We start from the raw sequence: 13366 nt of genomic DNA on the forward strand, positions 1-13366 counted from the left end.
TGATCAGGCCTTTTCTATGGATAAGGAGATTATTGTACATCCCAGAATATTCTTCCTTCTGTCTTATTCTGTTCGAGATATAATGGATTAGCAATCAATTTATTTAATGCATCATTATAATTGTTATTATTTGCCGCGTTTGGTACCGGTAGGGTAGATCTTCGAGGTATTAAAAATGTAGTGCCTCCAGATTTTATCTCATCTAAGAAAGCAGTACCATCTGCAGGATTAGCTTGTGTAAAAGTCTTAAATTTAGGAAGGCCTGTCCGTTTCCAAGTAGCCCACGCTTCTTCGGGTCTCATAAAGAAATTGACCCAAGCTTGTGAAATGATTAATTCCAATTTATGCTGCTGGCTTCCGGTGTACTGTACTTGTGGCTGTGCCAGGTACTGATCGATCTTTGTATTGTCTATCGGATTGTAATCGGAAGCTGTATTATTTGCGGCGGCAAGAACCTTCATTCTCACTCCCCATTCTTGATACTGCTCCATAGATGCTCTTATTCCAGATTCATACCATGTTTTTGCATCTTTTCCACCTTTTGAAGCACCTGCTTTCTCTGAAATTTCGGCCATCATAAAGCATACTTCCGCATAGGTGATCTGCGGAGAAAATAATTTCATCTCATCATTATTGTCATATCTCGGGTAGTCGATATTTCTTGCCCCACCAGCGGTTTCTGCATTTCCTCCATTTTTGACAAAATAACGGCTTTGGATCTGAGAAATAGCACGAACGGTATAACTTACAGGTCCTGTGCTGGTCGTTTCGTTAAAACTCACATATTCGTTATATTTTTCATCGGTAGACAAGTCGGGTGAGGCTGGCCTGCCAATATAGCGGTCTGTATATAATTTGTAGGCAGCATCAGTACTGTAGTTCGGATGATATTGCTTTAATCTAGCTTCAACGGCGTCATTGTCTGGATTATTATTTCCTGTACCAAATCCGTTTCTTCTCACAAGAAGCGGAAGTCGTGGATCACTATTCGATTCCAGAAAGGTGACAAACGCATTACTTGCTAAATATTGGTATGTCAATACAGCTGTATCCCAAGTATCGTTATTGTGTTCGATATTGTGGTAATAGATACAGGATTCAGCATTTGATGCTATCAATCCTCCTGGATTTGCCAGTACATCGGTAAGTACAGATTGAAAATGAGCATTGTCTACTTTTTCAAATCGTTGTGCCATTTTTATACGAAGGGTATTTCCAAATTTAATCCATTTATTCACATCTCCTCTGTAAAAAAAATCATTATTACCTAGCGCGATCTGATCTGTAGGTTTAGAATTCAGTAACGCAACGGATTCTTTAACCAAATTATCAAATAACTTGTAATTTTCCTCGTACATATCATATTTAGGCGTGCTATTTCCTAATAATCCCTGCAATGCGTCGGCGTATGGAGCAGCACCATGAGTGTCGAAGACCAGAAAAGCTTGATAGGTCTGCAGTATTTTGGCAATTGCCGCAATATTTTTAAAACGGTCTTTATCAATTCTATTTTCAATGACTGTACTGATCAGATAATTGAGTTTATTTCCATAATTATTATAATAATAATTATAATACGGTAGATATGGTGTAGGGTTTTTGCTTGCCGTTGGGTTTGCATAAATGGCGTCAGACCCACCATTGTTGCCGACAATATATTGCATCAGCTGCATGACACCACTGTATTTACCCGCTAAATCTCCGCGGGATGCATTATTCCAGTTTAAGGTCGCATTGGTGAATATAAATTTTGGATCGGTCGACACTAACAGTTCTTCGTTTGTATTCATCTCAACCATATCTTTTTTACAGCTTGCTAAAGTCAACGAGAAAAGACTAAAGAGCATTATTCTATTTATTTTTTTCATGATTTAATTCTTTTAAAATTTAACATTTAAGGAAACCGAGAAACTTCTGGAGTAAGGTACACCGCCATATTCATATGGAGTCAATGGGTTATTGGATTGTATGGATTCAGGATTCAAGCCCGCCTTTAATCCATTATAAATGTAAAATAGATTTCTTCCCGTGATCCCCAAACGGGCATATTCTAATTTGAATTTCTTCGTTAGTGATGCGGGCAGTTTATATCCAATCGTTATTTCACGCATCATGATCCATGAATTATCCATAATCGGGTCCTCCACATTGGCTCCCCACCCATAATTATAAGCATAGAAACTAGAAGCCATCATCGGATTTATTAACCCTGATTCTACCGCTTCCTTATAAGTCATTCCACCGACTGCTACCGTTTTGCTCGGATCCAATTTGGAGGGTGCTTGTGTTCCTTCTTTAAATACGCCATCTAGCATAATACCGTCATAAACAGTATTCCCTTTATAATCTGTTCGCGCAATGCCACCATGCGCTTGATCTCGGCCATAAAGTGATTCTTCAAGTGCTCCTCGTCCCATCGCATACTTATAGGTGTGGGAGTAAAACTGTCCACCTATACGTCCATCTGCCTGAGCATAGAAGTCGAAGTTTTTATAGTATAAACTGGTGTTAAGACCTCCAATGAAATCGGGTTCAATTTTTCCCAGAACTTTTCGTTCAGGCTTGCCCATATCTGCTTCGGTGCTCCAATAATAGACATAGGCAGGATTAGGACTGCCCGTTTTACCTCCGTATTCCAGTATTCTTTTTCCATTGTTTGGATCATTGGGATTACTTTCATTGTTGTATAGGGCTGGTGCAGATGCATAAGTATTATTATATCCAGAAGTAATGACTCCAAAATCGCCACCTTCGTAAGCCCATATCTCTGGTCCCGCATCAACTGAACTCATTAATTGCCATTCTTTGATGTCGGGATGCAATTTTTTGATCTTACCTCTATTGACCGTGTAGTTGAATTGAACATTCCAGCGTAAGTTTTCATTTTTTATCGCATCTACGTCCAACATCAGCTCAATACCTTGATTTTGAATATTTCCGGCATTTATTCTTCGTGTTGAGGATCCTGATTCAATCACATTTCCTAGCGTTAATATTTGATTGAAAGTATTAGTCTTATAGTAGGTGAAATCAATGCCAAATCGATCCTTTAAGAAACGGATATCGGTTCCGAGTTCTATGGATTGCTGAATTTCAGGTTTCAAATCTGTATTGGGTATACTGGATATATTAGGATTGGCTGAGATGATGCTGTTTTTATCCTGATCATATATCGTAGACTGGTTAAATCCTCCTGCACCCACACTTGTGGCATAGGCGGCAGACCCCATTCCTACTCTTGACCAAGACGCTCTTAATTTTCCAAATGAGAATGCTTCAGGAAGTTTGTCCCGAAAGGTATCTGTAAATACCCAAGAGGCATTGGCAGATGGATAGAAAACAGAGTAGTTATTTGTTCCTGCTGTGATCCATGTTGGATAGAGTAAGGACGAGTTCCAGTCATTTCTAGCAGACATTTCTAAGAATAATTGATTTTTATAAGCTAAGTTCAGCACTGCAAATACCCCAAGTACTTTATAATTCCCTTTTGTATAATTGTAAGTTGGATAAATGGTATTGACAGAATTGGAGAAAGCAAATAAGCCAGGAACCACCAACCCGCCATTTGTATTTTTACCCCAATTTTCATTAGCACCGTTCCCGTACATTTCTGACGCTACCTTTAAGTTGGTCGTTAAATCGCCATTTAAAAAATCCTTACTGCCATCGAGCATAAATAGGAAGTTATAATTATTACGTCTGGTACCATTAACCGCGTAATATCCGCCATTGCCTAAATATGGACCTGCACCATACTGTTTATTTGTGGTCAAGGTGTTGTATGTGGTGTAATTGGCTTGAGCTGAAGCTCGGATGTTTTCTGTTATTTGCGCGCGCAATGCCACATTCCCAATGATGCTTTCTTCATCCCTTACCTCATTATAATAATCGAGTCGGTGTAAGAAGTTGGCGAGTGTTCCATAGACTGATTGCGATTTTACAGCGTTTGTGACTGGATCGCGGTATTGTTTATAAAAGCTTGCCAAATCTAAGCTTCTAGGCATATAATAGGTGGTTAACAAGCCTAAATTTTGTCCTTCGCGATAAAAACCTTGATCATAGGCATTCTCGGCAGCTGATTTTGCATAGTTAATACCAAAATCAACCGAAAATATATCGTTGATCTTTCCACTAGACTTTAAACTCAGGGCATCTCTTTTAAATGAATTATTCTTTAAAACGCCTTTGTTGTCTGTGTGCGAATACGAGATTCTGAAAACAGCTCTTTCGTTACCGCCATTGATCGCAAAGTTGGTATTGGAATAATGGCCGTCTTGATAGAGTGCTTTCCAATTATCTTTCTGTGGAGAAAACGGTACTTTTTCTCCATCTGTATAATACTGGTCGACGAGCTGTCCTTCCATAGCTGGACCAAAATTTGAAGTCGAGGTATTGGGATTGCCCGAAGGTAGAAAGTTTCCCTCATAACCATTGCCGACGCTACCTGCTCCAAATATGTTTTGTAGCTTGACATGTGGTGCATAAATTTTTTGGATTTGATAGTTTTGAGAAAAATCTATTCCCAATCCTTTGCGTGCCATTCCCCCTTTGGAAGTAATAACAACTGCTCCGTTTGCACCTCGAGATCCATATAATGCGGTAGCGGCGGCACCCTTCAAGATATCAATGCTCTCATAGTCATCTGGATTTAAGTTTTTTAACTGCGACCCCCAGTCTTTCCCACCATAGGTGTCTGTAATGTTGTTTTCCATAACAATACCATCGACAACAAAAATCGGAGAGTTGTTTTTGTCGAGAGATTTTGCTCCACGTATGGTGATGCTTGACGATGACGTAACTCCTGATGTACCGACAGCATTGATGTTCACTCCTGCTACTTTACCTTGTAGAGCATTGACAACATTCACCGCATTGGCCCGCTGAATTTCTTCTGGTTTCACACTGCTCGCCGCATATCCCAATGCGCGCTGTTTTTTGGTAATACCCATCGCGGTCACGATCACTTCATCTAAAGCGCCAGCATCTTCTTCTAGCGTCATGTTAATCGTTTTAGTTGATCCGACAATAAGTTCGGATATTTTAAAACCGACGTTGGAAAAACGCAGCGTTTCACCCTGCGCTGCCTGAATCGTAAACTGACCATTTGCGTCTGTCTGTGTGACGCGGGTTGTACCTTTTACCGCTACCGTTACCCCCGAAATAGGTCCTTTTGCGTCTGTTACTTTTCCGGTAATAGACTGCTGTGCAAATAGGGAAGAGGCACTAAATAGGGTACATAAGGCCAAACCCGCACTTTTTTTGTAAAAATAACTCATAATAATTGGTTGATTGTTGTGGTTAGTTTTTGTGAAATAGTGTTTGTAAAAAGTTGTCTATAATAAAGGCTGAAGTACCTAGACTCTGAGCCTGTTTGTTGAAATCAGAAATTTTGAGCTGCGTTGCCTGTGCTAACCTGGGGATACAGAATTCGTTGATTGCAGTCTGTATCTGCGGAAGCAGTATGGTCCCTGCACGAGCGCCTCTTCCACTAATAATAATAGCTTCCGGATTGAGGATATGGATAAGTGTCGCAATGCCCTTTCCTAACATATAACCTATTTTGCCGAGGTGGGCAACGGCCAGCTGATCCCCGTTTAATGCACTTTCTAGCAGAGCGTCGCCTTGAACCAATAGGTTATTATAGTGCTCGCTTTCTAAACTTGATTTTTCTCCAGAATGGATGGCGGCCTGAACATTCTTTATTGCTGCAGTCAAGGAGGCCTCAACTTCTAGGCAACCCTTTTTTCCGCAGGAACATAATTCATTGCTGTTACTCAGTGGGATATGGCTAAATTCTCCGGCATATCCACTTGATCCTTTAAATATGTGATCATTGACGATCATACCTAGCCCCACTCCCCAATTGAGATTGATCACTAAAGAACTTTTAATATTTTGAGCTGCTCCAAATTTTTGTTCGGCGAAGGCAATACAGGTAGAGTCATTCTCAATAATAGTAGGTACCTGAAAATGATCGGATATTGTCTTCTTGATATGGTATAGTACAGACTGCTTGTCAAAGGAATCATTGATACCCTTGTCGGTATCCACAAAGCCTGGCATACTGATCCCTATACCCAGGAAATTAGTCAATGGAATCTTTGATTCGCTTATTATTTCCTCTGTCAATGCAATGATGAGTGATAGAGCGCTATCGTTGTCTGATAAAGGATTATAAAAATCAACTTTTTCGACGATGATACTGTTTCCTAAATCAAAAATATAAACGGATGTATAAAATTGATCGAGCGAAATCACAAGTGTATAAGTGTCTAAATTGGTGTTTATTTTAAATTGAACAGCTCTTCTGCCCCCTGTAGAGGTTGCAAATTCATTACCTTCTATGAGCTCCATCTGTAACAAAGACTGGATAGACTTTGTAATAAGTGGTACACTTTTATTAAATGTTTTACTCAATTGTGCAATGGACTGTAACTTTTGAAAGTACAGCGCCTTAATAATTTGGTTATTCATAATTGGATTGGTTTTCCGTTGAGATGAAATTACAATAAATATTATGAATGACATAACACTTTTAGGTTTTTTTTAAAAAGTTTTTTTTCTTCGTACCAGAATTTCAGAAAAAAGGGCTCTTTTATCTATTTAAAACTAATTTGCATACGTTTAATAATTTTTTTTTTTGAAATGATCTTTTGCAATAACTATTGTTATGTCTTATATAATTAGATGTTGATCAGGTAAATTGATCCCATTAAAATGATTGTGCGTGCTGCTAATGCCTGGGGTGCAATCCATTCAAAACAACCTATCCACTATTATGAAGAAGTAGTTCTATTTGGTGAAACAGCTTTATATAAGGATGTTGTATATTTCTTTGAGATGGGAGAACTGGCAAAATTAATGTCTAAGTAGCAGATATCATATATATCCAGCGTAGATAGTACACGTGCTTATTGCCGTTACCGTGGTATAAGAAAAAAAGAAGGTAAGTTATCAACGCAGGTAAAGACTTTTGCTGAGAAGATCACTTCTGCAATATAAACCCCTGCTAGAGCTATCATAAAAGAAGTGATTAGTGATATTGAGGTACTTTCACCGACACTTTTTTCATCGGCAATATGCAGGAGTGAACCAAGCACACCGATGGCAATATGAACATTTTTAAAGGCTTCTTTTATGGAGAGTTTAGGAATGGTAACATAGGTTAAATTCAAGTATTATTATTCGATTGGTCCACTGCAAGAATGGCTGTTGACAGTCCGAGGATCAAAGATGACACAGTGCTCAAAGTGAGCTCCGTGTCTGGTCAACATGTGTCTATTCAGTCGCTCCTGAAACACGTCTCAGACGTGTAGATCAGGTGGATGGACCTCATTAATAATAGTTACAGATGCTTTTTGATGTGTGCAATCGCTTCGCGGACATTGCCGTATTGGTTGATATATAAAGTAGCTTCGGCTTCAGTAGCTCCGGTTTCCTCCATCACAATACGAACGCCACGACCTACAAGTTTATGATTGGAGAGCTGCATATCGACCATTTTATTGCCTTTAATTCTTCCAAGTCGAATCATAACCCCGGTACTGATCATATTCAAGACGAGTTTTTGAGCTGTCCCTGCTTTCATCCTTGTTGAACCCGTAATAAATTCTGGACCTACAACAACTTCTATCGGGTATTGCGCTACTGTAGCAATTGGCGAATGGGTATTGCAAACAATACATCCAGTTGTACATCCATGCACATTTGCTGCTTTCAGTCCTCCGATCACATAAGGTGTGGAACCAGAAGCTGCAATGCCAATAACCGTATCATGCGGTCCGATCTCGTATTCCTGCAGATCCTTCCAGGCCTGCTCCACATCATCCTCTGCAAATTCAACAGCTTTTCGAATGGCACCATCACCCCCGGCAATAAGACCGATAATCCAATCATGAGGTACGCCAAAAGTCGGTGGGCACTCCGAAGCATCCAAGATCCCTAAGCGACCGCTCGTGCCTGCACCGATATAAAAAATTCTTCCTCCTTTCTTCATGGAAGCCACAGCGACAGTGACTAGTTTTTCAATCGCAGGGATAACCAATTCAACCGCGTCGGCAACTCTTCTATCTTCATGATTGATATAGGACAAAATTTCTCTGGTTGACATGTTATCTATTCCCTGATAATTGGACTCACTTTCTGTTACTACGACCGTATGCTTAAAATTCATATCAAATTATTCTTTTGCTTGCGTTTAAAATTTGCTTGTCAGCACTGAAAAATGTCCTCCATATCCAGTATGTAGATATGGAGGACTTTGTATTTAATGGAGATGATTTACCATCCCGGGTTTTGAGCCAGTTCGACTCCCTTACTCTTATAAAGTGAAATCTGATCGATCGGGATCGGATCTAGATAATACTTATCGACCACCAGCCTTTTATTGACGCTGGATGGAATGATATAGCCTTCTTGACTACCGTCAATGGCAATTCCGTTTAATAGTGCAGGTGAATAGTTGGCTTTGACAATATAAGCACCTCTATTGATCGTCGGATTTTTATCGGTATCGGCATATTCTAATTTCTTCCATCGACGGAGGTCATTCAGTCTCAAGCCCTCGAAGATGAGTTCAGAACGGCGTTCCCTCCGAACTTCCCACAGCAGGCTGGAAACCGTAGCATCGCGTGCGGGATCTTCATAGACAACGCCATTAACTGCAGGCTGCAAACCCATAACCTGCAATTTAGGAAGACCGACTCCATTTCTGCTGCGCAGCATATTGATCGATTTGTCTAAAGCGGCTTGATCAAGAACACCCAGCTCTGCGGCTGCCTCCGCATAGTTCATCAATACTTCGCCGTAACGAATAATGGGTGCATCGGTAATATTTAATTGCCCACTTCCAACCGGAACATTTTTGAGACTTTCATTTAAAAATTTTTGAACCGAATAGCCAGAAAATGCATAGTTGGATAAGGTGTTCAGCATTCTGAGTTGCGGTACAACCGTTTGAACTAAACGACCGTCTCGGTTTACCAACGCTTCTGAAACAGATTTATCGCCCTTATAAAGTGGTGATAATCGAATCGGAAGTCCATCGGACAAAAGATAGTTGTCGATTGCATTTTTTGAGATCCCTGCCTGAGGTTCTAGATTATTATACGACATTAAACTATGCTGTAAAACACCTTCTGCATATTCTTTGAACAGAATAATCTCGCTATTTCCTTTCAGGCTTTCAGAACTGAATAAATTGCGGTAGTTGTTTGAAATGGAATAGGCGCCGCTGTTGATGATTTCTTCTGCAGCCCATTTGGCAGCTTCTAGATATTCTTTTGACTTCGCTTCATTTTTATGGTGGTATTTTAACCAGGTTCCTTCAAAGAGAAAAACACGTGACATATACGCTAAGACGACATATTTGGTGACGGATTGCTGTACGGGACCATCGCTTTTACGGACATGCTGTGCCGCAAATTTAAAATCTTCAAGTACTTTGTCCATAACAGAAACACGGGAATCGCGGGGCTTGTAAAGTTCGGGATCGTCTTCTGTCAGCACGCGGTCGACATACGGGATATCTCCAAAAGCATTGACAAAATTTGCATATTCAAGTCCACGGAAGAAGCGTCCAATGCCCAACCAATGGTTTTGAACTTCCTCTGCAAGCTGTGCTTTGGGCACACTCGCTATAAAGTGATTTGCCTTGCGGATACGTGAATAGTAAGAAGAAACGCCTGTCGGTGTTTGATTGGTGGGTAAGGCTGGAGACCAACCGCCGCCTGATGTCGGGATATTCTGCACAAATTCGGTGATGACATTCTCATTGGGGCTCAATGGAGCAGAATCATCATTGATAAATTGTCCAGAAAAATAGGTGCCCCAGGTGAACCCTTGTCCATAACCTTTGAAATACGAATTGTAAAAACCAAAGGTATAGGTGCGGATGTTGTTTTCTGATGACCAGAATGCTGGATCTGTCAGCTGATCCAAGGGATCTTTCTTTAAAAAGTCGTCGCCTAAAAATTCTTTAGAGCAGGAGCAAAAGGATAGTAATCCTGCTACTGCGATATATTTAAATAGTTTCATTTCTCTAAAAAGTTAGTTGAAGCCCGAGTGAAAAAGTTCTGCGATAAGGATAAGAGCGACCAAATGAATTGGCATCTTTAATCCCTTCTTCGGTGTAATCCGTCTCTGGATCGATCGGTATATTTAAGTTGTCAAATTCCAATAGATTTTCGCCTGAGAAGAAGACCCTAAACTTGGAGATTTTGGCCCTTTCTGTAAAAGAAGTCGGCAAAGTGTAGCCCAAAGAAAGGTTTTTCAGTCGCAGATAGGACATATCCAATAGATATCTCGTCTGTGGCATATGATTCATGGTGGTATTGCTCTGGTTCTGATTGGTTGGTCTGTAGTAGAAGGCATTGGTATTGTCCGGTGACCAGTAATCCATCTGGTGATCGTACCACGCCTCCGCAGGTCGCCAGCCTGGAACGGCAAAATCGCCACCAACCCAGTTATGGCGTTGTCCTACACCTTGAAAAAAGATTCCCAAATCAAAGCCTTTAAAATCAAAATCTGCACGGAAGCCATATTGATAACGTGGGTTTGAATTTCCGATAATCCTTCTGTCACCCGGGTTTTCAACGGTACCATCGCCGATGCCGATCACACCGTCACCGTTCAGGTCTTTGTATTTGATATCTCCAGGGCCATATTTAAAGGTTGTCGTTTCGTAATAAGATTGCGAAGGAATGCCTTCTTTCAGTGTGTATGTCCCATTACTGTTTGCTATAAAATCATCCACCTGGAATATCCGATCAGTTTCATATCCCCAGATCTCGCCGATCATCTTTCCATTATAGTTGGAAGAAGTACCATTTACATTGACTTGGGCCTGTCCATCAAATTTTGTAATCGATTCTTTGTAATCGGATAGTTGACCAGACAACCGCATCGTTAAACCATTGCTAAAACTTTGGTTGAACGCAAGTTCCAATTCCCAACCATTGGTTTGCATTTCACCGAAATTGCGCAGCGGTGAAGGTGCTCCAAAGCCAGAAGGTAAAATCACACCGCCAGTGATCAGGTTAGAAATCGTTCTACGATACCGGTTATAGGTCACGTTCAGTTTGTTCTGAAAGAAGGCGAGATCGACACCAATTTCTTTGGTCGTCACGGTTTCCCAGGTCAAATCCTTTGATACAATTGATGGTGTGGTCATCGTCGTTTGGTTAACACCACCTACGACCCAATTGGTCGGGGCTTGGCTTAAAGTAGACAGGTAAAGGCCGGTTGGAACCGTTTGATTGCCGACACTTCCCCAAGAAGCACGTACTTTGAAGAAATCCAGATAAGGCTTGGACCAATCCATAAACTCTTCTTTGGAAATCACATAACCGGCTGATACTGCTGGGAAAAATCCCCAGACATTGTCTTGATTAAAACGAGAAGAACCATCATAACGCGCTAATGCCTCGAAAAGATATTTATCTTGATAGCTGTAATTGACACGGCCGAAAAATCCTAAAGTAGACCAATGTGAAGCCTCCGAGCTGGTGGTCATATCGCCATTGGCCAGGCCAAGTTGCGGATAATTTTGATCAAGAAGTCCCAACCGTTGCCCCCAGACATTGTCCGATTGAAAAAGTTCAGCATTGGCGCCGGCCATCAATTTAAAATTATGCTGGTTGTAGCTCTTATCATAGGTCGCATAGATGTTGGCGACATGCCTATCGGTCATCGTACGTTCTTTTCGTGCCCGATTATAAGCAGCTCCGGTATAGGTGATATATTCAAATTTATTTTTATTCCAAAAATCCCACCCCGTTACCGTACCGCCGTTTTCATTAAATTTGTTGATAAATTGGGAGTATGTATAATCGGCATCCACCATCAAGCCAGGTAGTACTTTGGCTTGTGCACCGAAGGTGTAACGTCCCATATTGAATTTGCGCTCATTCATATTGGCCTGTTGAACATCGGTAATGGCATTACGCATAGGCAATCCATTGATCGTCCCATAAGGAAAGTTACGAGGCCAACGATAGAGATAGAAGATCGGTTCATACACGTTGCCGTTGAACGAAAAAGGCTTGCTGACATCAGAGGATGAAAACAAAATCTTGGCATAACCTGTCAACCAGTTTGTGATATCGGCATTGATACCTAAGTTAAAGTTATAGCGGTTGTATTTATCTGGATTATCTTTCAAGATTCCCGTTTGCGACATTAAACCAAATCCGGCATTATAATTTATTTTATCAGACCCACCATTGATACTCAGGTTATGGTTCTGTTGAGGGGTATATTTTTTCATAAACATATCCTCTGCATCCCACTCCCGATGGAAATAGAGGTAACCGTCCTTCACCTCATAGTCTCGGCCTTCGACCATGTCGAGTCCCAGATCTTGTCCACCGTACAAGCTTTGCCATTCTTCCATCTTTTTGATGGCATAATCATCGTATCGTGTCCCGAGATTAACATATCCGGTCAAGGAAGGATTTGTCCGTTGCATGGCAAGCAATCCTGCTCTTGCACCCGCTGCTCCGCTTGCAATAACGGGTGTGGAGGTCAAGGTCTGAAGGGCAAAATTATTGGAGTAATTGATGGACGTTTTAGTGTTTCTTTTTCCAGATTTAGTTTTGATCAATACCACTCCCCAAGCTGCTCGCGATCCATAGATGGCTGCAGAGGCATCTTTAATGACCGATATGCTTTCGATATCTGTGGGATTGATCATCGATAAACTGCTTATTTCAACACCATCTACCAGGATGAGCGGAGAGGCACCGCCTTGCGTTTGCAAAGATCCACTGACACCACGTAGCCGTATTTTTGGATCACCCCCTAGATCTCCACTTGCTGTGGATACGGATAGACCGGCTACTGCTCCCTGTAAGGCGCGACCGACATCAGTTACTGGACGGGTTTCAAAAGTCTTTTTCGTATCTACGGTCGATACGGCTCCGGTTACATTGGAGCGCTTCTGTGTACCATAACCGACCACTACGACTTCATCCATGTTGGTCGCATCGGATGTTAACGTGACATTGACCATGGAAGAACTCGCACTGATCTCCTGTGTCGTATACCCAATGCTGCTAAACCGTAACATAGCACCGGTCGAAGCGCTGATTTTAAATTTACCTTTGGCATCTGTCTGGGTGGATATGGAAGATCCAACGACCGTAACCGTAACTCCTGCTAATGGACCTGATGAATCTGATACTGTTCCCTGTATCGTATTCTGCAAGGTCTCATAAACGAGATGAGACCATGCTGGCTTTGGCGTAAATAGGTTACTCGTTGAGCGGTTGTGCCCATGAGCCTGCATAATTACTCCTAAAGCAGTAGAAAAAAGTAGTATTCTTCTCATACAATTTAGTGTTTAATGACGTTTATGGAAAATAAAAGG

Annotated in this window: 8 protein-coding genes; 1 reads left to right on the forward strand and 7 read right to left on the reverse strand. The window is 41.2% G+C overall.

Translation table 11 applies throughout. The features are described from left to right. Positions 1-29 precede the first annotated feature (29 nt). Genes B3P23_RS13395 through B3P23_RS13405 form a run of 3 tightly spaced genes read right to left on the reverse strand, consistent with a single transcriptional unit; the run spans position 30 to position 6474 of the window. On the reverse strand, positions 30-1868 hold the full coding sequence (locus B3P23_RS13395; RefSeq protein WP_293926831.1) for a SusD/RagB family nutrient-binding outer membrane lipoprotein: 1839 nt from the start codon (positions 1866-1868) through the stop codon (positions 30-32). Between the two features lie 12 nt (positions 1869-1880). Then, positions 1881-5276, reverse strand: a complete 3396-nt coding sequence (locus B3P23_RS13400; protein ID WP_293926834.1) for a SusC/RagA family TonB-linked outer membrane protein — start codon at positions 5274-5276, stop codon at positions 1881-1883. Between the two features lie 22 nt (positions 5277-5298). Next, positions 5299-6474 carry an ROK family protein gene (locus tag B3P23_RS13405; protein WP_094773309.1) on the reverse strand — a complete coding sequence of 392 codons (1176 nt, stop codon included), beginning with the start codon at positions 6472-6474 and terminating at the stop codon, positions 5299-5301. Between the two features lie 243 nt (positions 6475-6717). On the opposite strand from B3P23_RS13405, the gene B3P23_RS13410 reads away from it, so the two are divergent. Beyond that, positions 6718-6873: a hypothetical protein gene (locus tag B3P23_RS13410; protein WP_293926839.1), complete on the forward strand. Its 156-nt coding sequence runs from the start codon at positions 6718-6720 to the stop codon at positions 6871-6873. Positions 6874-6920: 47 nt separating this feature from the next. Here the strand turns inward: B3P23_RS13410 and B3P23_RS13415 are convergent, their stop codons facing one another. The 4 genes from B3P23_RS13415 to B3P23_RS13430 all read right to left on the reverse strand — a co-directional run bounded on the left by B3P23_RS13415 (position 6921) and on the right by B3P23_RS13430 (position 13327). Beyond that, positions 6921-7175: a hypothetical protein gene (locus B3P23_RS13415; RefSeq protein WP_293926842.1), complete on the reverse strand. Its 255-nt coding sequence runs from the start codon at positions 7173-7175 to the stop codon at positions 6921-6923. A gap of 170 nt (positions 7176-7345) precedes the next feature. Continuing rightward, positions 7346-8173, reverse strand: a complete 828-nt coding sequence (gene murQ / locus B3P23_RS13420) for an N-acetylmuramic acid 6-phosphate etherase (RefSeq protein WP_293926844.1) — start codon at positions 8171-8173, stop codon at positions 7346-7348. Positions 8174-8280: 107 nt separating this feature from the next. Further along, complete coding sequence (locus tag B3P23_RS13425; protein ID WP_293926847.1) at positions 8281-10035, reverse strand: RagB/SusD family nutrient uptake outer membrane protein; 1755 nt, start codon at positions 10033-10035, stop codon at positions 8281-8283. Between the two features lie 4 nt (positions 10036-10039). Beyond that, positions 10040-13327 (reverse strand): SusC/RagA family TonB-linked outer membrane protein, encoded by a 3288-nt coding sequence (locus B3P23_RS13430; protein WP_293926850.1) that lies wholly within the window; start codon positions 13325-13327, stop codon positions 10040-10042. Between the last annotated feature and the right edge of the window lie 39 nt (positions 13328-13366).

The organism is Sphingobacterium sp. UBA6320 (assembly GCF_002440335.1).
Classification (GTDB): Bacteria; Bacteroidota; Bacteroidia; order Sphingobacteriales; family Sphingobacteriaceae; genus Sphingobacterium.

Excerpts from the sequence above, each read along its gene's own strand:
- B3P23_RS13395 (WP_293926831.1), bottom strand. The coding sequence starts at position 1,868 with ATGAAAAAAATAAATAGAATAATGCTCTTTAGTCTTTTCTCGTTGACT.
- B3P23_RS13400 (WP_293926834.1), bottom strand. The coding sequence starts at position 5,276 with ATGAGTTATTTTTACAAAAAAAGTGCGGGTTTGGCCTTATGTACCCTA.
- B3P23_RS13405 (WP_094773309.1), bottom strand. The coding sequence starts at position 6,474 with ATGAATAACCAAATTATTAAGGCGCTGTACTTTCAAAAGTTACAGTCC.
- B3P23_RS13410 (WP_293926839.1), top strand. The coding sequence starts at position 6,718 with ATGATTGTGCGTGCTGCTAATGCCTGGGGTGCAATCCATTCAAAACAA.
- murQ (WP_293926844.1), bottom strand. The coding sequence starts at position 8,173 with ATGAATTTTAAGCATACGGTCGTAGTAACAGAAAGTGAGTCCAATTAT.
- B3P23_RS13425 (WP_293926847.1), bottom strand. The coding sequence starts at position 10,035 with ATGAAACTATTTAAATATATCGCAGTAGCAGGATTACTATCCTTTTGC.
- B3P23_RS13430 (WP_293926850.1), bottom strand. The coding sequence starts at position 13,327 with ATGAGAAGAATACTACTTTTTTCTACTGCTTTAGGAGTAATTATGCAG.